Source organism: Micromonospora sp. NPDC049047, from assembly GCF_040649135.1.
Taxonomy (GTDB): Bacteria; Actinomycetota; Actinomycetes; order Mycobacteriales; family Micromonosporaceae; genus Micromonospora.
Genome location: NZ_JBEZEY010000002.1, coordinates 444,050 through 468,220, shown reverse-complemented (window position 1 = coordinate 468,220; position 24,171 = coordinate 444,050). Strand labels below are relative to the sequence as shown.

The following is a 24,171-nucleotide window of genomic DNA, read 5'->3' as shown; positions in this document are numbered from 1 at the left end:
ATCGCGCCGCCGGCCCTCCGCCTGTGAAGCGGAGCGGAGGGCCACCGTTCCGTACGGTTCGGCCGTCAGTCGGCGGCACGCAGGCGCCGTACGCTGAGCCAGCTCGTGGCCAGTAGCAACGCGCCCACCGTGATCATCAGAACAGCGCTCGCGTGGTCACCGGCGAAGCCGGGCACGTCCTGTCCGGGCGCGCCCCACAGCCTGCGGATCACCGTCGCCACGGCGCTCACCGGGTTCCAGTCCACCACCGGGCGCAGCCAGCCCGGCATGGCTGAGGTGGGGAAGACCACGTTGGACAGGAACGTGAACAGCACCACCACCAGCGCACCGATCGAGTCGATCGACTCGACCGACCTCACCAGCAGGCCGATCAGGATGCCCACCCACGCCATCACGTGGATGAACACGATCACCACCCCGAAGCCGGCGGCGACGTCCAGCGCACCGGCGTGCGGGCGCCAGCCCAGGACCAGGCCCACGCCGGTCACCGCGAGCAACCCCGCGATCCCGGCGACGGTGTCACTGATCGCGTGCCCGGCCAGAACCGCGGCCCGGGAGATCGGCAGCGACCGGAACCGGTCCATCAACCCGCCGTGCACGTCCATCGAGGCGCTGATAGCGGTCGGGCCGATACCGGCCAGACCGACCTGAAGCACCACGCCGGCCATCAGGTAGTCGATGTAGCTACCGGTACCGGGCGACACCAGCGCGCCCTCGAACAGATAGCCGACCGCCACCAGCATCACCAGCGGGTTCATCACCATCCCGACCAGCCGGCCGGGACTGCGCCGCAGCCGCCGCAAACGGCGGCCGCACAGCGCCACCGTCTCCACAAACAGTGCGACCGGCCCTGTGGCCGGGACCGTACCCGCCTGCGTCGTCATCGTTGCGCCTCCTTGCCCGCGAGAGCACTCAACTCCCGCGCCACCCAGGAACCGATCCGCGTCTGCGGGCCGGGATGCATCATGAACTCGTGGACGCAGTCCACGTCGAGACGGTGAATCTCGCCCGCCACGTGCCGTTCCCAGCGCCGGGCCCGGTCCGCCAGCAGCGCTGGATCGACCCGTTCGGTGGCCGTGACCAGGTGCAGCGCTCCGGTGTAGACGCCCGGGACGTGGGCGTGGACCAGCTCGGCATGCCGGCGCATCAACGTGAGCATCCGGGTGGCCCGCTCCATCCCGATCGCGGCCAACCCGCCGTCCGAGCTCTGCAGCCGGTCCACGATCCGCGCCAGGGTCATCGGCGGCTCACCGCTGCCCTGCTCCGCGTACCCGAGGTACTCGGCGAGCCGAGCGGTCAGGTCCGCCTCGTCCGGCAGCGGCTCGTCGCGCGCCGCCTCGTAGGGAAAGCTGTCCAGGTCGGCCAGGAAGGCCACCTGCTCGCCGTCGGCCTGCAGCATTCGGGCCATCTCGAAGGCCACCAGGCCGCCGAACGACCAGCCGAGCAGGTGGTACGGCCCGGACGGCTGGATCGCGCGCACCTGCTCCAGGTAGGCCCCGGCCAGCTGCTCGATGCTCTCCGGCAGTCCCGCCGCCGGGTCGTGGTACGGACTCTGCAGCCCGTACACCGGCCGCTCGGCCTCCAGGTGCGCGGCCAGCCCCGCGTAGGTCAGGCTCAGCCCCATCCCGCCGTGCACGCAGAACAGCGGCGGCAGGGTGCCCGACCCGCGGATGGTCAGCACGGGGGCGAAGGCGTCCGTCGAGCCGTCCGCAGCCGTCTGCGGGCCGGCCCTGAGGATCCGCTCGGCCAGCCGTGCCGGGGTGCGGTCGGTGAAGACGTCCACGATGGTCAGCCGCAGCCCGGCCTGTTCCGCGTGGGACACCAGGTGTACCGAGCGGATGCTGTTGCCGCCGCAGTCGAAGAAGTCGTCGTCGACGCCGACCTCGTCGACGCCGAGCACCTCGGCGTACGCCCGGCAGAGCGTGCGTTGCAGCGCGGTCCTCGGCGGACGGCTCGCCGCGCGCCGCCGCTGCGGTGCCGGCAGCGCCGCGCGGTCGACCTTGCCGTTGATCGTGGTCGGCAGCTCGTCCAGCACCACCAGGTCGTCCGGCACCATGTAGTCCGGCAGGCCGCGGCGCAGTCGGGCCCGCAGCCCGGCCTCGTCGTCCACGGCGTGGCCCGGCTCCGGCACCAGGTAGCCGGTCAGCCGCGGGAACCCCGGCCGGTCCTCCCGCACCAGCACGGCGGCCTGGGCGATCGACCCGGCGGCCAGCAGCGCGCTCTCGATCTCGCCGGTCTCCACCCGGTAGCCGCGGATCTTCACCTGATGGTCGGAGCGACCCAGGTAGTCGATGCTGCCGTCGCCGAGCCAGCGGGCGACGTCGCCGGTGCGGTACATCCGGGCGCCGTCCGGGCCGAACGGATCGGCCACGAACCGCTGCGCGGACAGCGCGGGACGGCCCAGGTAGCCCAGCGCCAGGCCGGTGCCGCCGACGTACAGTTCGCCGGGCACGCCGGCCGGCACCGGCTGTAACCGGTCGTCCAGCAGGTAGATCCGGTGACCGGCGACCGGGCGGCCGATCGGCGGGCGCGCGCCGGCCCGCAACGGGTCGCTGACGCTGGCGCACACCGTGGTCTCGGTCGGCCCGTACGCGTTGATCATGATGCGGTTCGGGGCCCACCGCTCGACGACCTCGGGCGGGCACGCCTCACCCGCGACCGCCAGAACGAACCCGTCAGGCAGGTCGCAGTCCTGCGGGAACGCGCCGACCACCACCGGCGGCAGCACGGCGAGCGTGATCCGCTCGGCGTGCAGCAGCTCGACCAGTGGCCGGCCGGCCCGCGCCTCGTCCGCTGCGACCACCATCGCGCCGCCGGAGAGCAGCGACACGCACATCTCCCAGAACGCGGCGTCGAAGCCGAACGAGGCGAACTGCAGCCCGCGGGACTCCGCGCCGACGCCGAACCGCGCGCCGTGGTCGGCGGCCAGATGCACGCCGCTGGCGTGCGCGACCACCACTCCCTTGGGACGGCCGGTGGACCCGGAGGTGTAGATGACGTACGCCGGGTCGTCGGCCCGCAGCGGGCGGCGTCGCTCGCCGTCGGTGACCGCGCCGGGCTCGTGCCGCGCCAGCGCCCCGGCGGTGCCCGCGTCGTCGAGCAGCAGCACGGGCGGCAGCTCCGGCAGTTGGGGCGTGGTGGCGGCGGTGGTGATCAGCAGTACCGGCCGGGCGTCGCCGAGCAGGTAGCCGATCCGCTCGGCCGGGTTGGCCGCGTCGATCGGCAGGTACGCCGCACCGGCGGCGAGCACCGCCAACGCCGCGACCACCGGCTCGGTGCCGCGCGGCAGGGCCAGCGCGACGATGTCGCCGGCGCCCACCCCGCGGGCCAGCAGTTCCCGGGCCAGCCGGTGCACCCGGGCGCCGAGCTGGTCGAAGGTGAGCCGCTCGGTCCCGGCGACCAGCGCCTCGCGGGCACCGCCCTCGGCGGCCCGCCGGGCGAAGAGCCCCGCCAGGTCGCGGTCGGGCAGTGCGGTCCGCAGCGACGAGCGGCTCCACTCGCCGAGGATCTGGGCCCGCTCGGCCGGCTCCAGCGCGTCGATCCGGCTGACCGGCAGCGCCGGGTCGTCGACCAGCGCGGCAAGCACCAGCAGGAACCGCCGGACGACGCGCTCGGCACTGGCCGGGTCGAACAGGTCGGTGTTGTACTCCAGCGCGCCGTCCAGGCCGTCGCCGTCGTGCTCGGACAGCGTCAGCGCCAGGTCGAACGTGGACGCCACCACCCCGGTGTCGTGCGGAGCCGTCGTGATGCCCGGCAGGTCCAGCACCGGCGCGGCGGTGTTCTGCAGCACCAGCGCGACCTGGGCCAGCGGTGGCCGGGCCAGCGAGCGGGCCGGGTTGAGCGCCTCCACCACCTGCTCGAACGGCACGTCGGCGTGGGCGAAGGCGCCCAGGTCGGCCTCGCGGATCCGGGTGAGCAGCTCCCGGACGCTCGGGTCGCCACTCAGGTCGGTGCGCAGCACCAAGGTGTTGACGAAGAACCCGACCAGGGTCTCGGTGGCCCGGTCGGTGCGCCCGGCGACCGCGGTGGCCAGCGCGATGTCGCGGCCGGCGCCCAGCTTGCTCAGCGTGGTCGCCAGCGCCGCCTGCACCACCATGAACGGGGTGACCTCGCACTGCCGGGCCAGTGCGACCACAGCGGCGTGCAGCTTCGCCGGCACGCGCAGCAGCACCCGGTCACCGGCGTAACCGGCCACCGCCGGCCGGGGCCGGTCGGTGGGCAGGTTCAGCTCCTCCGGCAGACCGGCCAGGGTGCGCCGGAAGTAGCCGACCTGCTGGGCGGCCAGGCTGTCCGGGTCATCGGGGTCGCCGAGCAGGTCTCGCTGCCAGAGCGCGTAGTCGGCGTACTGCACCGGCAGCGGCTCGGCCGCCGGGCCGCCCTGGCCGGTGCGCTCGCGGTAGGCCGCGGCCAGATCTTCGGCAAACGGGACGGCGGACCAACCGTCGAAGGCGATGTGGTGGAAGACCAGCAGCAGCAGGCGCTCGTCCGGGGTGGCTTCGAACAGGTACGCCCGCAGCGGCACCTCGGTGACCAGGTCGAAGCCGCGGTGCGCGGCCGCCTGCACGGCTGCCGGGTCGGCGCCGGGCACCACGTGCAGGGTCGCCTCGGCGTCAACGACGTGCTGGCGTGGCCGCTCGGCGTCCTGCGGGAAGATCGTGCGCAGGATCTCGTGGCGCCGGCTCACGTCGGCGACCGCACCGGCCAGCGCGGCGACGTCGAGCGTGCCGCGTAGCCACAGCGCCAGGGTGACGTTGTAACCGCCGCCGGCCGGGTCGAGCCGGTTGAGGAACCAGAGCCGGCTCTGCGCGGGCGACAACGGCAGCCGCTCGGGGCGCGGGGCGCTGACCAGCGGCGTACGCGTCGCGGTGTCCGCGACGTGCAGCGCGGCGGCCAGGCGGCGCGGGGTCGGCTGCTCGAAGACCGTGCGCACTGCCACCTCGACTCCGAACGCGGCCCGCACCCGCACCAGCAGCCGCGCCACCAGCAGCGAGTGCCCGCCCAACTCGAAGAAGTCGTCGTCCGGGCCGACCGAGGCGGCGCCGAGCACCTCGGCGAAGAGCTGGCACACCAGCTCCTGCTCGGGGGTGCCGGGCGCCCGGCCGGCCGTGCGGGTGAACTCCGGCTCCGGCAGCGCCTTGTAGTCGATCTTGCCGCTGGGTGTCATCGGCAGGTCGTCGAGTGGCAGCACCACTACCGGCACCATGTACTCCGGCAGCCGCTGTGCCAGGTAATCGTGCAGTTCGCGGCCGTCCGGCCGGGATCCGCCGGGTGCCAGCTCGGCGTACCCGATCAGCCGGACGCCGGCCGCGCCGGTGCTCGCGACGACCGCCGCTCGCAGCACCGTCGGGTGCGTGGCGAGCACCGACTCGATCTCGCCGAGCTCGATCCGGTGCCCACGGATCTTCACCTGCCGGTCCACCCGGCCCAGGCACTCCAGGAGGCCGTCGGCGGCCCAGCGGGCCAGGTCGCCGGTGCGGTACATCCGGGAGCCGGCCGGGCCGAACGGGTCGGCGACGAACCGGCCGGCGGTAAGCGACGGCCGGTTGAGGTAGCCGTGCGCCAGGCCGTCACCGGCGATGTACAACTCGCCGGCCACACCGGGCGGTGCCGGGCGCAGCGCGCGGTCGAGGACGTACACCTGGGTGTTGGCGATCGGTGAGCCGATCGGCGGCGCGCCCGCCCGGGTGATGTCGACCCGCCAGGCGGTGGACCAGATGGTGGTCTCGGTCGGGCCGTACAGGTTGACCACGTCGGCGGCGTGCGCGGTGAGCTGCGCGGCCAGCGCGGTGCCCAGCGGCTCGCCGCCGGTCAGCACCCGCAGGCCGGACAGGCAGGACGGGTGCGCGGCCGCGAGCACCTGCCAGTGGCTCGGGGTGGCCTGCATGACTGTGGCGCCGGCGCCGGTCACCATGGCGGCCAGCGCGTCGGGGTCGCGGGCGGTGGCACGGTCGGCGAGCAGCAGCGTGGCGCCGGCCAGCAGCGGCACGAACAGCTCCAGCATCGCGATGTCGAAGCCGAATGTGGTCACCGCGAGCAGCCGGTCGGCCGGGGTGACCTCGAGGCGCTCGCGCATGTCGAGGACCAGGTTGGTCAGGGCGCCGTAGGGCACCACGACCCCCTTGGGCCGGCCGGTGGAGCCGGAGGTGTAGATGACGTACGCCGGGTCGTCCGCCGCGTACCGGATGGCGACCGGCTCGGCCGGCGTGGCCGCCAGCTCCCGCTCGAACTCCGCGGTTCCGAGGTGGATCGGCCGGGCGGCGCCCAGGTCCGCGTCGAAGCCGCAGGTGGTGAGCACGAGGTCGGCGGCGGTGTCGTCGAGCATGAACCGCACCCGGTCGGCCGGGTGGTCCGGGTCCACGGCCAGGTAGGCCGCGCCGGCCTTGAGCACCGCGAGCGCGGCGACCACCAGGTTGGTGCCGCGCGGCAGCGCGATCGCGACGATGCTGCCCGCGCCGGCGCCGCGCTCCCGCAGCAGCCGGGCGAGCCGGTTCGCCCGCTCGTCGAGCTGCCGGGCGGTCAGCGTGGTCTCGCCGCTGACCAGCGCCGTGGTCTCCGGCCAGGTCTTCACGGTCGCCGCGAGCAGCTCCGGCAGCAGGCCGGCCGGCCAGGCCACGGCGGTGTCGTTGCGTTCGGTGAGCAGCGTCGAGCGCAGCTCGTCGTCGAGCAGGTCGAGCCCGCCCAGCGGCGTGTCGGCCTGCTCCGGCAGGCTGCCGAGCAGCCGCACCAGCAGGTTCGCGATCCGCCGGGCCTCGCCCTCGGCAACGGTGTCCGGCCGGTAGCCGACCTGCAGCTCCAGCTCGTCGCCGGGCACCGCTGTCAGACTCAGCGGGTACTCGGTGGCGTTGCGGACCTCGGCGCCGTCCACGGTCAGGCTGCCGCGCAGCCAGCCGAGCGCGTCGTAGTCGGCCGGGTAGTTCTGGAACATCAGCACCGTGTCGAACAGGTCGGTGATGCCGGCGGCCTGCTGCACCTCGGCGAGGCCCAGGTGCCGGTGCGCCAGCAGCGCGGCCTGTTGCATGTGCAGCTCGGCGAGCGCCTGAGTGACCGGTACGGCCGGGTCGAGCCGGCCGCGTACCGGCACGGTGTTGGCGAACATGCCGACCATCGACTCGGCGCCGGCCACCCCGGCGGCGCGACCCGCGTCGACCGCGCCGAAGACCACATCGGTACGCCCGGTCAGCTGGCCGACCACGATCGCCCAGGCCAGTTGCACCGCGGTGTTGAGCGTCATCCCCTGGCCGCGGGTGAAGCCGGTCAGTCGTCGGGTCGCCGCCGCCGGCAGGCGCACCGTGTGCACCGACGGCAGCACGGGCGCCTGCGGTGCGTCGGGCGCCACCCGGGTCGGCCCGTCCAGGCCGGCCAGCTCGCGGCGCCAGGCCTCGGCGGCCGCCTGGCGGTCGCGTCCGGCGAGCCAGGCGTAGTGCTCGCGGTAGCCGGCCGCGGCCGGCTCCTGCGCAACGCCGGCGTACGCCGCGAACAGGTCGTTCAGCAGGATCGGCAGCGACCAGCCGTCGACCAGGATGTGGTGGACGGTGAGCAAAAACCGCCACCGGTCGGCGCCGTGCCGGATCAGCGTGGCGCGCAGCAGCGGCGGCCGGCTCAGGTCGAAGCGGGCCGTCCGGTCGGCGTCGGTGTGCTGCTCGAGCCGGGCCGCGCGCTGTGCCTCGGGCACCGCGCTCAGGTCCACCTCGGTCAGCTCGATCGGCACCGACGCTGGCACCACCTGCACCGGCTCGCCGGAGCGGCCGGTGCGGAAGCAGGCCCGCAGGCCCGGATGCCGGTGCAGCAGCTGGGCGTAGGCCTGGCGCAGGCGGGCTGGGTCGAGGTCGCCGCGCACGTCGGCGACCAGCTGTAGCACGTACACGTCGGCGCCCTGTTCGACGCGGCGGGCGTGGAACAGCAAGCCCTTCTGCAGGGGTGTGAGCGGAAGAAACTCGCTGCTCCTCGCGCGGTGGTCGATGCTCATTGCAGCTCCAGATCGAAGTCGAGCTCGTCCATCTCGTCGACGGACAACTCGATTAGCGGCACGGTCGCCGCCGGGGCGGGTTCGTCGCCGACCGCGACGGCCAGAGCAGCCAGAGCAGCCGGTTGCGGCGCGGTGAAGATGTCCTGCGGAGTGATCTCCCAGCCGCGTAGCCGGGCGCGGGCGACCACCTGCACGGCCGCGATGGAGTCGCCGCCGAGCATGAAGAAGTTGTCCGTCGCGCCGACCTGCTCCAGGCCGAGGACCTCGGCGAACACCGCCCGCAGATCGAATTCGGACGGCTGCTCACGGCTCGGCGTGAACGCCGGCGCCGACGTCTCGGGCCACTGCCGCGCGACCGCCGGGCTGATCGGCCCGGCCAGGTCGTCCACCGAGGCGCGCGGATCGGCGCCCGCCACGGTGGTCAGCAGTGCCAGGAACTCCTCGGCAATCTCGGTGGCCCGGTCCGGGCCGATCGCCTCGGGTGCGTGATCGAAACGCAGTTCCAGCTCGGCGCCGGGCTGCACGACCAGGCTCAGCGCATAGTGCCGGGAATCGCGGGCGACAACGTTCTCCACCCTTGGTTCGCCGGTCAGCTCGCCGGGGTCCAGGGCCGGGAAGTTGTCGAAGACCACAGCGGTGTCGTAGGGCTCCCCGACGCCGGCCAGCGCGGGGTTGCCGCGCAGCATCTCGGCCAGGCCGAGGTAGTCGTAGCGGCGCAGGTTCGCCTGCTCGTCCTGGACGCGGCGCAGCAGGCCGCCGAACGCCTCGCCCGGCTGCAAAACGACCCGCACCGGCAGGGTGTTCAGGAACATCCCGACCGTCTGGTCGATGCCGGCCAGCTCGGCCGGGCGGGTGGAGACCGTGCAGCCGAAGAGCAGATCGTCGCGCCCGGTGAGCCGGCCCAGATGCAGGGCCCAGCAGGCCTGCACCACGGTGCCGACGGTGACCTCATGCCGGGCGGCCAGCGCGGTCAGCGCGGCGGTGACGCCAGCCGGCAGCCACCGCGTCGACGAGGCCGTACGCCCGATCGCCATTCGCGGCTTGTGCCCCGCCACCAGCGTCGGGCCGGACGCGCCAGCCAGCGCGGTGTGCCAGGCCCGCCGGGCGGCATCGCGGTCCTGCCGGGCGATCCAGTTCAGGTAGTCGGTGAACTGCGGCCCTGAGATCTCCGCGAGATCCTCGTCCTGGTACATCGCGAGCAGGTCCCGTACCAGGTACGGCATGGACCACCCGTCGACGGCGATGTGGTGCAGCGTCCAGATCAGACGCGTGCGCGCCTCGTCCAGCCGGGCCAGGGTGAACCGCATCAGCGGCGGCCGGTCCAGGTCGAACGGCTGGTCCCGGTCCTCGTCGGCCAGCCGGTCGAGCTCAGCGTCGCCGCTGGCGGTCAGCTCGCGCCACGGCACCTTGCCGTCCGGGCGGACCAGGGCGACCGGGCCGCCGGTGTCCCGATGCAGGTATCCGGTGCGCAGCACGTCGTACTTGCGGACCAGCGCGGTCATCGCCGCTGCCAGCCGCAGCGGGTCGGTCGCGCCGACCAGGTCGGCCGTCACCTGCAGGTGGTAGATCGACCCGGCACCGGCACCGAACCGGCTGTGCGCGAGCATCCCGCGCTGGATGGCGGTCAACGGCCGCACGTCGGTGAGCTTCTGCCCGGCCGACCAGGTGTCCACCTCGTCTTGCTCGACGCTGACCAGCGGGAAGTCCGACGGGCTGTGCCCGCCGACGCCGGGGGTGCGACAGTGCGCCACCAGCAGCCGCAACGCGCTGAACCACGCCTGGGCGATCTCCTCGGCGTCCGGGCGGTCCAGCGCGCCGGGCGCCCAGAGCCAGTCCGCCACCAGGTGCGGGCCGTCGGCGCGCTGCTCGGTGAACGGGGTGACCGCCAGGGTGTGCCGCAGCGGCAGATCCGGGTGGAAGCCGGTGCCGATGCCGGTGCCCGCGTCCAGGGTCCACGGCGCGGACCCGTCCGAGGCGACGAACCGGCCCAGGTAGTTGAACCCGATCCGGGGCGGCTCGCCGGTCAGCAGCCGGGCGGTCTGCGGGTTGAGGTGCCGCAGCAGGCCGTGGCCGACGCCGCGCTGGGGCACCGCGTGCAGCAGCTCCTTGACGTGCTTGAGCAGGTCGCCCACGCCGGAAGGGCCGGACCAGGCAGCGTCCGGGTCGAGGCCGGCGGTGCTCAACCGCACCGGGAAGACGCTTGTGAACCAGCCGACGGTGCGGGACAGGTCGAGCCCGTCGCGCAGGTCCTCGCGGCCGTGCCCCTCCAGCTCCACGGTGTACTCGGTGATGCCCCGACACTCGACGATCGCCAGCGTCAGCGCGGTCAGCAGCACGTCGTTGATCTCGGCGTGGAAGACCGCCGGTAGCTCGGTGAGCAGCGCCGTGGTGGTGGCGGCGTCCAGCTCCAGCCGCAGCGTCGCGGAGGTGCCGTAGGTGTCGACCGCCGGGTCGGGCGACCGGGTGCCGAGCACGGCGGGCGCCTGTTGGCCGAGCCAGTAAGCCATCTCCGCGACCCGCGACGGGACGCGTGCCTCCTCGGCGAGCGTCGCCGCCCACCGGCGGTAGGAGACCGGCACGGCCTCCAGCCGCGGCTGCTCCCCCGCAGCGACAGCGGTCCACGCGGCCTCCAGGTCGGCGAGCAGGATGCGCCAGGAGACGCCGTCGACGGCGAGGTGGTGTACCACAAGCAACAGCCAGCCGGGCTGGTCGCCGTCGTCGAGCAGCGCGGCGCGCATCGTGGCGCCGCTGGCCGGGTCGAGCCGGTCGCGGGCGGCGGCCAGGTGCCGCTCGATCTCGGCGGGAACGTCGCGGCCGGCGCCGCGCGGCAGTTCGGCGTACGCCAGCAGCTCTCCCGCGTCGACCCGGCCGGCCGGCACGACCCGCTGCTGCCAGAAACCGGGGGACGGGCTGTCGACCGTCATCCGCAGCATGTCGTGGGTGTCCACCAGCGCCTGGAGCACCTGGGCCACCCGCTCGCGCCCGGCGCCTCCCGGCGTCCGGATCACCACGTGCTGGCTGTACGGCCGGGCCGCACCGGACAGGTCGCCCGCGTCCTCCCAGAGCTGGGCGGCGATCGGGGTCAGCAGCACCTCGCCGGTCCCGTCCGCGGCCACCGGCGGCGGCTCGGTCACCGTGGCGGCCGTCAGTGCGATCCCGTGCGGGGTGACCCCGGTGAGCACGTCGCGCGGTGTCACCACGACACCCCGCTGCCGCAGATGGCTGACCATCTGGATCGCGGTGATCGAGTCGCCGCCCAGGGCGAAGAAGCTGTCGGTGGCCGCCACCTGCTCCAGTTGCAGCACCGCGGCGAACACCTCGCGCACCACGGCGACCAGGTCGTAGTCGCCCGGCGCGGCGATCGCGGCCGCTGACGGGATCGTGGTCGTGGTCAGGGTGAGCAGCTTGGTGCGGTCCACCTTGCCGTGCGCGGTCAGCGGCAGCGCGTCCACCACGTGCCACGCCGCGGGGACCATGTAGTCCGGCAGCACGCTCGCCAACCGGGTGCGCACGAGCGCGGCGTCCGCCACCCCGGTCACGAAGGCCACCAGGCGGGTGCCGGCCGGGCCGGCCACCGCGGCCACCGCGGCGTCGACCACCTCGTCGACCGCCCGCAGCGCCGTCTCGACCTCGCCGAGCTCGATGCGGTGCCCACGAATCTTGACCTGGTGGTCGCGGCGCTCGATGAACTCGAGCTGACCGTCGGCGCGGCGGATCACCCGGTCGCCGGTGCGGTACATCCGCGTGCCGGGCCCGGCGAACGGGTCGGCCAGGAACCGGAAAGCGGTCTTGACCGGGTCGCCCACGTAACCCGGCCCGACGCCGACCCCACCGACGTACAGCTCGCCGGCCACCCCGACGCCGACCGGCGACAGGTGGTCGTCGAGCACGTAGAGCAGCGTGTTGCGGACCGGGTAACCGATCGGCACCCGGGCACCGACCGGATCGCCGGCCCGGATCACCGCGTGCGTCACGTCGTCGGAGCACTCGGTCGGCCCGTACGCGTTGATGATCGGCACCTCGGGGTGCCGGGCGAACCAGCGCTCGCACAGGTCGGCGGGCATCGCCTCGCCGGTGACCATGAGGTGGCGCAGCGTCGGCCGGACCGCCGGCGCGGGCAGCCCGGCGTCCCAGAGGTCCAATGCCGCGCGCAGCAGCGACGGCACCACCTCCAGCACCGTGATGCCGTCCGACCTGACCAGCCCGAACAGCTCCTGCGGGTCGCCCGCTCGGCGGCGGGAGACAGCCCGCACGGTGCCGCCGACGATCAGCGGGGCCAGCATCTGCCACACCGACACGTCGAAGGTCACCGGCGCGTTCTGCACCACCCGGCAGTCGGCACGCAGGTTCAGGTCCTCGACCTTGGCGAGCAGGTGGTTGACCAGCCCGCCGCGATGCACCATGGCGCCCTTGGGCCGGCCGGTCGAGCCGGACGTGAAGATGATGTACGCGACGTCGCCGGGCCGGTCGAGCGGCTCGGTCCATCGGCTGGGGATGTCGGCCTTGCGGGTCACCCGGGTCCGCCGCACCGCGGAGTCGCCGGCCTCGGCCAGGATCCGCTCGGCGAGCTCCGCGCAACGCGGATCGACGAGCAGGTGCTCGACGCCGGCGTCCTGCAACATGGCGACCGACCGGGCGACCGGCGCGTCGATGTCGAGCGGCGCCCAGACCGCGCCAGCGTGCAGGGTGGCCAGCACCGAGGTGATGAACGAGCCACCGGGCGGGGCGAGCACCGCCGCAACCGAGCCGGGCGCCAGCCGCCGGGACAGCGCGTTGGCCCGACCGACCAGCTCGCCGTATGTCATGGTGCCGTCCTCGTCGAGGACCGCCACGTCGTCCGGCCGGCTACGGGCCACCGCGCGGATCCGCTCGAACACGCCGACGAACTCCTCCGGGTGCACCTCGCCCTGCCAGCGGCGCAGCAGCTCGGCCTCGGCCTCGGTCACCATCGGCAGTGCGCTGACCGGAGTGTCGGACTCGGCCTGCGCGAACTCCTGCAGGAACGCGGTGTAGCGGGCCAGGTGGTCGTCCAGCTCGCTCTCGGCGTACCGGTCGGCGTTGCCGTTGAGGTGGACCTCGACGGCGTCGTCCGGCGCGTCCAACACGGTGATCATCAGGTCGTCGACGATGCCGGTGGACAGGTTGTGCAGCCGCGCCTCGGCCCCGCCCAGCTCGAAGGAGGGCTCCTGCGGCAGCACGTTGACGAACGGGCCGAACGGGCGGCGGTCCGCGGCGGTCATCCCCAGCTCGGTACGGATCTTGTCGACCCGGTACCGCTGGTGGCGCAGCGTGCGCAGCAGCGTACGCGAGGTCTGCCGCAGCAGGTCGTCGACCGTGGTCGCCGCGGTGAGACGCTGCCGGATCGGCAGGTAGTTGGCGACCATGCCGGGCACCGCGCGGGTGCCGGCACCGACCCGGCCGGCCACCGGCAGAGTGAGCAGCACGTCCTCGCGGCCAGCGGCCCGGCCGAGGTAGGCGGTGGCCGCCGCGAGCACGAAGGCCGGCCAGCTGACCTGGTACGCGGCGGCCCGGTCCCGCAGCTTGCGGCCGGTCATGCCGCCCAAGGTGAGGCTGCGCCGCAGCAGGCCGGTGGCCGGGGTGGCCGGGCGCGCCGACAGGCTCATCGGCTCCGGCGCCGGGCTCATCTGCTCGACCCAGAAGGTGCGGTCGGTGGCGAGGGCGGGCGAGGCCGCGTACGCCCGCTCCGCGTCGAGCAGCAGCCGCAGCGGTGCCAGCGGCTGGCCGCCGATCTCGGTGCCGGCGGCCAGCGCGGTGTAGATGTCGCCGAGCCGCCGGTACAGCACGACCCGGCTGTAGCCGTCGCAGAGCAGGTGGTGCATGGCCAGGTAGCACAGCGAGCGCTCGTCGGCGACCCGGAACACGACGACCCGGAACAGCGGGAAGCCAGCCGGGTCGAACGGGTCGGCCAGGTCCCGCCACATGGCGGCGACGGCCTCGCCGGCCGGGTCCTCGTGCCCGCGCAGATCCACCGAGCGGATCGGCAGGTCGGGCAGGTCGCGGACGACCACCACCGGACCGTCGTCGCCGAGCGAGAACTGCGATCGGGTGCACTCGGCTTCCTCCGCCAGCCGGTGCAGTGCCGCGCGGAACGTCTCGGCGTCGAACGGGCCGCGTACGTCGAGGTAGTCGGCCATGGTGTAGGCCAGCCGGTCGGTGGAGAACGCCTCGTCGAACCAGACGTCGGTCTGGGCCGCGGTCAGGGTCAGTCGCTCGCTCATGCCGACATCCGCTCGCTTCCGGTGCTGCCGGGGGCGGCGTGGTCGCCGTCCATCATCTCGGCGCCGTACAGGTCGGTGAACCACTGCGTCTGGTACACGGTGTCGAGGTAGCGCTCGCCGAAGTCCGGGCCGATCGCCACCGCGGTGCCGCCGGCGGCCTCCGGGTGCTCCTCGTACCAGCGGCTCGCGCCGGCGATCACGGTGCCGGTGGAGCCGCCGAACAGGAAGCCGGAGCGGGCCAGGTGCCAGCAGGCCCGGACGGTGTCGACCTCGGGGACCATCACCACGTCGTCGACGTACGAGACGTCGAGTTGCTTGGACGGGAGGGCTGAGCCCAGCCCCGGGATCATCCGGGGCAGGTTCGGGCCGCCGAAGGTCACCGAGCCGATGACGTCGATCGCGACCACCCTCACCGACGGGCGGTGCTCGCGCAGGTAGCGGGTGGTGCCCATCAGCGTCCCGGCCGTGCCGACCCCGACGAACAGCAGGTCGAGGTCGGGGAACGCGTCCAGGATCTCCGGGCCGGTCCGGGTGTAGTGCGCCACCTGGTTGGCCGTGTTCGCGTACTGGTCGGGCCAGAAATAGTCGTCGTTGTCGGCGCAGAGCTGGCGTACGCGCCGGACCCGCGCGCCGACCAGCCCGTCCACCGGGTGCGGCTGGGTGACCACGTAGACCTCGGCGCCGAACGTACGCATGATCTGCCGGGCCGTGAGGGTGCAGCGCGCGTCGGTCACGCAGATGAAGTGGTAGCCGCGGCTGACCGCGACCATGCTGAGCGCGACCCCGAGGTTGCCGGAGGAGCTCTCCACGATGGTCGAGCCCGGGCGAAGCGTGCCGGCGCGCTCGGCGTGGTCGATCATCTCGACCGCGGCCTTCAGCTTGATCGACCCGGCGAAGTTGAAGCCCTCGCACTTCAGGAAGATCCGCTGGCCGACCAGCCGGGTGAGGTCCACGAAAACGTCGGGGACGTTGAAACGGTCAGGGGTGGTGACTATCTGCATCTCATCTCCGTCAGATCAGGCCGGGCGCCCAGCGCTCGATCCGTAGCGGTCGAGGTCGTGGAAGAAGCCGTCGACAGTGGTGAGCTGACCGGTGCGGGCCAGCTCGTCGTAGACGAACCTGCCGACCGCGAGGTCCAGCACGCCGAGGCCGAACGGTGAGAACACCAGCGGGCGGCCGGCGTCCGGGCGCACGGCGCCGGTGAGCACGTCGTGAAGGGTTCCGACGAGGAAGTCACGGTTGCCGGTCTGCTGCTCGGCGAGGTGCACCGAGGTGTTCGCGGTGAGGCAGTGATGGACGTCGTCGACCACGTTGGTCGCCGACAGGATCACCTCGGTGCCGAGGTCGCGCAGCGACACGTGCAGGACCAGCGGGTTGTGCGCGAACCAGGAGGGGTCGTGCACGTGCGGAGTGCCGGCGGTGGTGGCGTAGACGACCAGGTCGCTGTCGCGCACCAGCTGCTCGTGCGAGTCGTGCACGACGATCTCGCCGCTCACCCCGGTGCGCCGTAGGTGGTCGCCGAAGGACTGCGCGTACCCGGCGGACAGATCGTGCACGCCGAGCTGCTCGAAGGACCAGCCGGCGGCCTTGAGGTAGGTGTGGATGTAGCGGGCGATCAGCCCGGCGCCCACGAAGCCGATCCGGGTCGGACGAGTGCGGCCCTCGCTGAGCCGGCCGGCGGCGAGTGCCGCCGAGGCGGCGGTCCGGCTGGCGCTGATGATCGAACTTTCCAGGCACCCGATCGGGTATCCGGTCGCCGGGTCGTTGAGGATCAGCACGGCGGAGGCCCGCGGGATGCCCCGCTCCAGGTTGGTCGGGAAACTCGAGATCCACTTGATCCCGTCCACCGGGGCGTCGCCGCCGAGCGAGGCCGGCAGGGCGATGATGCGGGCGGTCGGCCGGTCCGGGAAACGCAGGAAGTACGAGCGCGGATTGATGGTGAGCGCCTCGCCGTGCAGCCGGTAGGCCTGCTCGACCACATCGATGATCGCCTTCTCCTGGCCGTCCAGCACCGAGCTCACCTGCGCGCCCGGGACAACCGAGAAACCCGGCAGATCGACTGACATGACGACTCCCTTGCACGATTGGACGAACTGTCTTTCACGGCAAGATCAGGCTCGCGGAGAGCGCTGACGAGTGACTGACCGCGGGCTGACCGGCCGTGCGGGTGCGCTATGTTCGGCAGGCCCGGCGGAGGAGTGCCGCCGACGACACGGGGGGACACACCGGTGCGCCTGATACTCGCGGAGGACCAGTTCCTGCTCCGTGAGGGCCTGGTCAAGCTACTCGAGGCGCACGGCGACGAGGTGGTCACCGCAGTGACCAGCGGGCCCGAACTGCGGGACGCTCTGACCACTGAGGATTTCGACCTCGCCCTGATCGACATCCGGCTGCCGCCCACGTTCACCGACGAGGGACTGCAGGCCGCGCTCGAGGGCCGGCGGCTGCGTCCCGGCCTGCCGGTGCTGCTGCTCTCGCAGTACGTCGAGCAGCTCTACGCCACCGAGTTGCTCGCCGACGGCGCGGGCGGCATCGGCTATCTCCTCAAGGACCGGGTGTTCGACGGCGAGCAGTTCATCTCGGCGCTGCGGACGGTCGCCGGCGGCGGCACGGTGATGGACGAGGACGTGGTCTCCGGCATGGTGCGCCGCAGCGACCATCTGGCCCAGCTGACCGCCCGGGAGCTGGAGACGCTGGCGTTGGTCGCGCAGGGCCGGTCCAACGCGGCGATCGCCGCCGCCATGTTCGTGACCGAGAAGGCGATCGCCAAGAACATCAACAGCATCCTGGCCAAGTTGCAGCTACCGCCGTCCACCGACGACAACCGGCGCGTGATGGCGGTGCTCGCCTACCTGGGCCAGTGAGCCCGGCCGGAGAACACCGCGAGGAGACTCAGCGCAGGTCGTGCCCGAGCAGTCCCGGTATCACGTTGAGCCGCTGGATGTTCGAGGTGCCTTCCATGAACTCCAGCCCCTGAGCGTCGCGGACGAACTTGTCAAGCAGCGGATGCTCGATCCGGGCCGCCGGGCCGAGCAGCGCCGCCGCGCGCAGCGTCACCGACGCTGCCAGCCGGCAGGCGCTGACCTTCGCCACCGACGCCGGCTGACCGTCGCCGTGGGCGTCGACAGCCCGCGCCGCCCGGTGCACCAGCGCGCGGCTCAGGTCGATGCGCGAACCGAGCACGGCGAGTTCCTCCTGCACAGCGGGGGGCGCCAGCCTCCGCTCGGTCCCGGCGTACTCCAGGGCGGCCCGCGCCACGCCGACCGCCATCGCCGCGACCGTGGGCCGCAGCCGGTTGAAGACCTGCAGGAAGCCCCACATGCCGCGACGGGTCGTCGGCAGGTGCGCACCCAGCAGCCCCTCGACCGGGACCGGGACGGCCTTGAGTTGCAGGTGCGAGATCTGCACCGCGCGCAGGCCGATCATGTCGAGTGGTTCGGCGGTGAACCCCGGGCTGTCGGCCTCGACGATCGCCGCCGACACCCCGAACGGCCCCGGCCCCGTACGGCAGAACACCGCACCGAACGTGGCCCGCGAGCCGTTGCCGATGTAGCGTTTCGCGCCGTCCAGCAGGAAGCCGGACTGTTCCGGTACGGGGGTCAGCGCCGTGGTGATGGCGGTAGCGTCCGAACCGCGGTCCGGCTCGGTGAGCCCGAAGAACGTCCACGTCGGACGCTCCAGCAGGCGGTCGAAGTAGGTCGTCTTCTGTTTCTCGTTGCCGAGCTGGCACAGCAGCACGCCGAACATCGACGGGCCCGGTGCGGCGAGCAGGATGCCCGCGTCGCCGAACGCGAGCTCCTCCAGGGAGACCACCCGCTCGATCGCCGACATGCCGTCGTACCGGTACCCGCCCACGCGCAGCACCGGCCCGCCGAACTCCGGTGGGATGCCCAGCGTCTCCATGTAGGCGACACCGGGCTGCGCCAGCAGCTCGTGCACGCGGGCCGGGTCGGCGTCCACGTCGAGCGAGTGCCGGCGCAGCTCGCGCGCCCATCCGTACACCTCGCGGCGCAGCGCGTACAAGCGGTCGTCCACGGGGTCACCCCCTTCCTTCGGCATAGACGTCGGCCAGCAGCTCGGACACGTGCGCCTCGCCGCCCGGGCCGTCGCGCAGGAAGCCGGCGGCGCCGAACAGGCCGAGCACGGCCCGGTCGGCGGCGGTGATCCGGTCATGCAGGTGCAGGGTCATGGCCGGGCTCAGCGAGATGCCGTCGAGCGCGGCCGCGATCTCCTGGTGCTCCACCAGCACGTCGGCCAGCTGTCCTTTGATCATTTGGAAGCGGAGCAGGTCGCCGCCACCGGAACGGCGCGAGGCCAGCCACCGTACGCAGGTACGGCGCCGACCGGCCGACGATCCCAGCCGCAACCAGAGCAGGCCGAGGCGCCACCGGTCCGGTGCCAGGAAGGGCGCACCTCGTCCGAACGACACCGCGCCGCCCGGCAGGGTGAAGCCGGCCAGCGGCGGGACCCCCGGGACCCCGCCGATGACGCTGGCCGCCACCCCGCCGTCGCGGTGCGCCGGCGGCTCCGCCTCCATCAACACGCTCAGCGCCCGCAGCGCCGGGACGATCCCGTCCTGCTCGGCGGCCCGGAACACCGGCTCGTAGAGGCCGGCGTCCAAGGCGAACGGCGTGCCCCGGCGGGTGTTCATCGCGGCGGCGCTCCGGTGTCGAGCCGGCATCCGGACAGGTCGCCGGTACTGGGATCCAGATCGATCAGCACCACAGTGCCGCGCGCCGTACCGGAGTGCCGGGCCGCGGCTTCGCGCCACAGTCCGGTGCCCGGCTGGCCCGGAGCCACGTGCCGGACGTCCACCGCGCTGATCGGCAGCGACCAGGCCGGATCGACGCCCGGCCCGAACAGCACCGGGGTGTCCTCGTCGTCGGCAAGCTGCTTCCACAGCCGCCCGATCCGCTCGGTGAACTCCGCGGCCGGCACGCCGCTGTCCTGCTGGATCTCGTAGCCGCCCCGACCGTCGTCCGCACCGGGGCGCTCCAGTACCAGCACGACCACCGCGTCGCCGTCGACCCGCACCGCCGGGGAGTCCGGCACCTCGTACGGGAAGCTGGCCTGGTCCAGCAGTAGCACCACGATCCGTTCGAGGCCGGTACGGGCCGCGTACAGCTCGGCCAACGCCAGCGCGGTGAACGGTGCCGCGACGCCCTGATCGGTGACCGCGAACGCGGACGGGTTGCCGGGCAGGACCGCGGTGGCCAGCGGGCCGGCCACCGCACCCGGCACGGCGTCCGGCGTCGCGTACGCCAGCACGACCAGGTCGACCGGTCCGCGCAGCTCGGCGAACGCCGGGCTGAGGCGCTCAATCATCGCGGAGTAGGTGTTACCGGGGCGCTCCAGCGCCCCGGGCCGGAAGGCGAGGCCGCCGCTCGCGACCACCGCCGGCAGAAACGCCGTGGTGACCGGGTCGTCCAGGCGGGTGCCGCCGGTGTCGAAGGTTTGGCTGATCATCTGCGTCACCGTGAGGACCGGCCGCCGGTCGGTGAGCCGCGGTGACGCCGCAGTCGTCCGGAACACGACTACGACATCTCGGTGTGGATGAAGTCGGCGAGCGCCCCGACGGTGAGGAAGTGGCTCATCTCCAGGTTTTCGGTGTAGAACTGCATCTCCAGGGCTTCCTCGAGGTACATCATCAGGTCCAGGACGCCGGTGGAGTCCAGCCCGATCTCCTCGAAGAGCTTGGTGTCGCGGTCGATCTCGCCGATGTCGCGCTCCAGGACTGCGCTGAGCGCCTCGGCGACCACGTCGATGACGCGGTCTGTGCTCGGCTGCGCTGCGATGGTCATGACAAGGCCTCTCTCGATTCGTCGCATCAGGTGCCCGCGACGGCCACGGCGGCCGGCGCGGGTAGTTGCTGGCGGGCCAGCAGGTCGGTGGGCTGGTCGCGGCGGCTCACCAGGTGCGCGACGCCGTCCAGGACCAGCACCTCGGCGGGGTAGCCGTGGCTGAGGAACAGCACCGGCGAGGCGGTCGGCCCGTACGCGCCCGAGCGCAGAACGCCGATGAGGTCGCCGGCCTTCAGCGGCGGCAGGTTCACCTTCTTGCCGACGGTGTCGTTCGGGGTGCACAGCGGTCCGGTGATGTTCCACGCCTCGGTCGCCGGCCGGTCCATCGCGGTCAGCGCCACGATCGGGAAGTTGCGCTTGACGAACGATCCGATGCCCACGGCCGCCATGTGGTGATTGGTGCCGCCGTCGGCGATCGCGAAGTTCTCCCCGTACGACTGCTTGGTGTAGCGGACCCGGGTGACGTAGACGCCGGCCGTCGCGGTGAGGTAGCGGCCCAGTTCCATCAGCATCCGGGTGCGCGGGTGCGCGTCGGCGAACGCGGCCAGCACCGGGTTGAGCAGCGCGGCCAGGTCGGGCACCGACAGGTCCCGCTCGTTGTCGAAGTAGGCGACGCCGAGGCCACCGCCGACGTCGACCATCTCCAGCTCGAAGCCGAGCACGCCGGCCAGGTGCACCGCCATGGAGAGGATCTGCTCGGTGTTGCGGGCGATCGACTCCTCGCTGAGGATCCGGGTGCCCAGGTAGCACTGCACGCCCATCAGCCGCACGTGCGGGAACCGGGCGGCCAGGCCCGGATCGTCGAGCAGATGCTGCTCGTCAATGCCGAACTGGCGGGCCTTGCCGCCCATGGTCAGCCCGGAGCCCTTGGTCTGGAAGCTCGGGTTGACCCGCAGCGCGACCGGTGCCCGCGTACCGCGCCGCCCGGCCAGCGCGTCGATCAGCTCCAGCTCGGCCGGCGACTCGCAGATGATCGCGTAGATCCCGTGGTCGAGGCAGGCCTCGATCTCCTCGGCGCTCTTGCCGGGCCCCAGGAACACGATGTCCCGCGGGTCGACGCCGGCGCGCCGGGCGGTGAGCAGCTCGGCGAGCGAGGAGACCTCGGCGCCGGCGCCGGCCCGGTGCAGGGTCGCGCAGACGGCGACGTTCGGGTTCGCCTTGAGGGAGTAGACGACACCGAGGCGCTCGTGCAGCGCCGCGGCGAGAGTGGTGAGCCGCTCGCTCAGCACGTCGCCGTCGTAGACGTACAGCGGAGTGCCGAACTGCTCGGCGAGCTCGGTGATCCCGATTCCCTGGACTTCGTACTCGCGAATCATCGCCCGCCTCCCGCAATCTCGTCGACTCGTTCGCTGATCGCCCGGTCGAGCCCGCTCAGCCGCTCGGCGGTGGGCGCCACCAGGAAGGTGTAGAGCCGCCCGTCGAACTCCTCCGCCGTACCGGCGGCGGCGTTCACTGTGGCGAAGTTCGCGATCACGACACCCTCGCCACCGGGTCCGGTCAGCAGCAGGTCGCCGAGGGCGGTGCGGAGGCCGGAGAAGGGCAGGGGCTGACGCAGGCGTACCGGATAGTGGCGTGCGAGCGCGGCGTGACCGCCCGGCAGCAGTTTCTCCTGCAGTGCCACCTGGTAGGTGGACATGTTGTTCCGTGCGTTGATCTCCAGCACCGGGTAGAGCCCGTCGTCGTCGGTGCGGATGGCATCGATGCCCACCACGCCGAAGAAGCCGTCGGCGGCGAGCTTCTTGCCGAGCGCCTCCGCCGTGTCCCGCACGATCTGCAGGTGCCGGTCGCCGAGCTGTGCCGGGATCCGGTGACCGCGGTGCACGCCGCCCTCGGTGAGCGCGGTCTTGACGAAGTCGAAGTGGACGCCGCCGTCGCGGGAGACGGTGAACTGGTAGTTCAGGTCGCCGCGGTTGCTGACCCACTCCTCGATCACGAACGCCGCGTGGTCCGCGCCGGACCGCTCGACCTTGGTCGCGATGATCTGCTGCAGGCGCCGCAGCCGGGCCACCTTGTCGACCACCGCGATGCCCTTGCCGGAGACGCCGAACGCCTCCTTGACCACTACCGTGCGGCCCTGCTCGATGAGCGCGGCGGCCTCCGTGCATGCCTGCTCCAGCTCGGCCAGGTTGCTTGCGGCCCAGCCGCGCGGCTGGACGATGCCGAGCTCGTCGGCGGCCCGACGGCTGTACACCTTGCTGTTTACCGCTTTGCAGACCTCGGCGGCCGGTGCGGCCGCGGCGATGCCGGCCCGCAGGGACAGGTGCTCCTCGTCCGTGGACATGCCGTGTGCCAACAGGTGGGCGCCCGCGGCGCCCAGGCGGCCGAGCGTCTCCTGCAGCCGCTTGTCAGCCAGCGCGTCCTTGGTCACCGTACGCATCGGATCCTGCTCGGCAGGCGTGTGGATGGTCGGCAGCGGCAGTCCCAGCGAGCGCAGGTGCTCCAGATGGTCCTCGTCCGGTGCCGCCTTGACGATCACGTGATCCTCGGCGCCGCCCAGCAGCACCGCGAACTCGTCCATGCGGTTGACCATCGCGGCACCGGACGCCGAGGTGAGCCGGGGCAGGGCGACCTCGCCTCGCGCCCACTGCTCCTCGACCTCGAAGTTGCCCACGAAGATCAGGGGCGCCCGGTCGGCGAGGACCGCGGTCCTCAGTCGTTCGACAAAGGGTGTCTCGTGCGACATTCTTCTCGCTTCCGTCATCAGTGTTCAAAGACCATCGCGGAGAACGTGGCGCCGAGACCGACGGAGGTCATCACGTACTTGTCGCCGGGGCGCAGCAGCCCCTGTGCGGCCACGGTCCAGTGGTTGAGGAACGGGTCGGCGCCGAAGCAGTGCCCGGTGCGCGGCACGTTGTCCAGGAAGACCCGCTCCAGCGGCAGGCCCAGCCCGGCGGCCAGGCCGATCCAGGCCACCCGGTTCACGTTGTGCGGCAACAGCAACGCGATGTCGTCGACGGTCACCGCGGCGTCGTCGAGCGCGGCGCGCAGGACGCCGATCAGTGTGGGTGCGTACGTCTTGCGGAACACCTGGTAGTCGTCGTGGCCCATCACCATGCCGGCGGCGGGCATCGGGACGGTCTCGGAGGCGTACGACAACAGTCGGTCGGTGGACCCGCTGCCCGAGACGAGCACCGCCGCGGTGCCCTCGCCGGTCACCGCGACACCGGGGACCACCTGGCTGTACCGCTGGACCGCCTTCTCACCGGCGAGCACCAGCGCCAGCGCGGTGGGGTCCGGGTCGGCAGCCAGCAGCATGCCGGCGAGGTCCAGGGCGAGCAGCCCCGACGCGCAGGCGTGCTCGGTCACCGCGAACGTCTGCGCGTGCCGCAGGCCGAGCGCGGCGCGCACGTCCTGCAAGGGGCTCTGGGGGTACGGCGACGGCGAGCGCACCGTGCGGCCGCGTACCACGTATTTGACGCGCTCGTGCTGCCCTTCCAGCTTGGACAGGGACCGCGCCGCCGATGTCAACAGGTCAGCCTCGGAACGTTCCTGCTCCCACAGCACTTCGCGCAGGCCGAAACCGCGCTTGTATCGGCGGAGCTCGACATCGGACAGACCCAGGGCCTCCTGGCGTTCGCCTATCTCCACGGCGGCGGGCCAACACGTTGCTATCTCAACGATTGACGTCACGAGCAATCAGGCCGATCTCGGTAGAGGGTCGGTGGAACGATCCCTTCGTGGGTCGTTGCCGAAAAGCTACGGAGCGGCGTTGACGAGTCGCTGACCAACCGCTGACAAGGACCGGGGGCCCTCAGCCGAGGCGTTGTCGGCGTCGTATCGGGGCGTGCACTCGCACATGATTGCCCCGAGCGGTCTCTGGCCCACCCTCTGGCTGCCACCTAAACTTCGCTCGTGCGGGGAGGACACTTTCCCGGACTCACCCGGCACGCGACATAGCGGTAGACTCCTTGCAAGACGCCTCAGAGTTTCCGCAAATCGAACAACGAGGGGCCGATTTCGAACGCAGTCTTGCCGCACATCGAATGCGAACGCCCCCGCAGATCGAAACCGAAGCCGGTCACGATTCCGCCTTGCGTGGGCTCTCCGAGGGCGCTCGATGCTTGTCCTCGGCAGCCGCCGTCCACGTATCGCCGCTCCACAGAGATGAAGCCCTCCTCGCCCTCGCCGAGCCGCCGACAGTGGTTTCGACAGGCGCGTCTTCGCC

The 24,171-nt window shown here is 72.5% G+C and carries 13 protein-coding genes; 1 reads left to right on the top strand and 12 read right to left on the bottom strand.

Going from position 1 to position 24,171, the window contains the following annotated elements; all coding sequences use genetic code 11:
• Nucleotides 1–65: 65 nt before the first annotated feature.
• The 5 genes from AB0B86_RS05020 to sbnB are packed head-to-tail and all read right to left on the bottom strand — an operon-like array spanning nt 66 to nt 16,271.
• Complete coding sequence (locus AB0B86_RS05020; protein ID WP_357402454.1) at nt 66–884, bottom strand: ABC transporter permease; 819 nt, start codon at nt 882–884, stop codon at nt 66–68.
• Nucleotides 881–7,966 carry an amino acid adenylation domain-containing protein gene (locus AB0B86_RS05015; protein WP_357415392.1) on the bottom strand — a complete coding sequence of 2,362 codons (7,086 nt, stop codon included), beginning with the start codon at nt 7,964–7,966 and terminating at the stop codon, nt 881–883. Before AB0B86_RS05015 ends, AB0B86_RS05020 begins: the two co-directional genes overlap by 4 nt.
• Nucleotides 7,963–14,205 carry an amino acid adenylation domain-containing protein gene (locus AB0B86_RS05010; protein WP_357415388.1) on the bottom strand — a complete coding sequence of 2,081 codons (6,243 nt, stop codon included), beginning with the start codon at nt 14,203–14,205 and terminating at the stop codon, nt 7,963–7,965. The genes AB0B86_RS05015 and AB0B86_RS05010 overlap by 4 nt, the downstream gene beginning before the upstream one ends.
• A complete protein-coding gene (gene sbnA, locus AB0B86_RS05005; protein ID WP_357415386.1) occupies nt 14,202–15,206 on the bottom strand; it encodes a 2,3-diaminopropionate biosynthesis protein SbnA in 1,005 nt (334 codons plus the stop codon). Before sbnA ends, AB0B86_RS05010 begins: the two co-directional genes overlap by 4 nt.
• A gap of 15 nt (nt 15,207–15,221) precedes the next feature.
• Complete coding sequence (gene sbnB / locus AB0B86_RS05000; protein WP_357402462.1) at nt 15,222–16,271, bottom strand: 2,3-diaminopropionate biosynthesis protein SbnB; 1,050 nt, start codon at nt 16,269–16,271, stop codon at nt 15,222–15,224.
• A 162-nt stretch (nt 16,272–16,433) separates the two neighbouring features.
• Here sbnB and AB0B86_RS04995 point away from each other — a divergent pair, with 162 nt between their 5' ends.
• Nucleotides 16,434–17,069: a response regulator transcription factor gene (locus AB0B86_RS04995; protein WP_357402464.1), complete on the top strand. Its 636-nt coding sequence runs from the start codon at nt 16,434–16,436 to the stop codon at nt 17,067–17,069.
• Between the two features lie 28 nt (nt 17,070–17,097).
• Here the strand turns inward: AB0B86_RS04995 and AB0B86_RS04990 are convergent, their stop codons facing one another.
• From AB0B86_RS04990 to AB0B86_RS04960, 7 genes are all read right to left on the bottom strand, one after another.
• The gene (locus AB0B86_RS04990; RefSeq protein ID WP_357402466.1) at nt 17,098–18,240 is read right to left on the bottom strand and encodes an acyl-CoA dehydrogenase family protein; all 1,143 of its coding nucleotides are present in this window, start codon (nt 18,238–18,240) and stop codon (nt 17,098–17,100) included.
• Nucleotides 18,241–18,244: 4 nt separating this feature from the next.
• The gene (locus AB0B86_RS04985; RefSeq protein ID WP_357402468.1) at nt 18,245–18,856 is read right to left on the bottom strand and encodes a hypothetical protein; all 612 of its coding nucleotides are present in this window, start codon (nt 18,854–18,856) and stop codon (nt 18,245–18,247) included.
• Nucleotides 18,853–19,671, bottom strand: a complete 819-nt coding sequence (locus AB0B86_RS04980; RefSeq protein ID WP_357402470.1) for a hypothetical protein — start codon at nt 19,669–19,671, stop codon at nt 18,853–18,855. Before AB0B86_RS04980 ends, AB0B86_RS04985 begins: the two co-directional genes overlap by 4 nt.
• A gap of 68 nt (nt 19,672–19,739) precedes the next feature.
• Entirely contained in the window at nt 19,740–20,006 is a 267-nt protein-coding gene (locus AB0B86_RS04975) for an acyl carrier protein (RefSeq protein WP_357402472.1), read from the bottom strand.
• Nucleotides 20,007–20,032: 26 nt separating this feature from the next.
• On the bottom strand, nt 20,033–21,322 hold the full coding sequence (locus tag AB0B86_RS04970; RefSeq protein WP_357402474.1) for a type III PLP-dependent enzyme: 1,290 nt from the start codon (nt 21,320–21,322) through the stop codon (nt 20,033–20,035).
• Nucleotides 21,319–22,689, bottom strand: a complete 1,371-nt coding sequence (locus AB0B86_RS04965; RefSeq protein ID WP_357402476.1) for an ATP-grasp domain-containing protein — start codon at nt 22,687–22,689, stop codon at nt 21,319–21,321. Before AB0B86_RS04965 ends, AB0B86_RS04970 begins: the two co-directional genes overlap by 4 nt.
• 17 nt (nt 22,690–22,706) lie before the next feature.
• Entirely contained in the window at nt 22,707–23,594 is an 888-nt protein-coding gene (locus AB0B86_RS04960; RefSeq protein ID WP_357402478.1) for a 3-oxoacyl-[acyl-carrier-protein] synthase III C-terminal domain-containing protein, read from the bottom strand.
• Nucleotides 23,595–24,171: the final 577 nt, after the last annotated feature.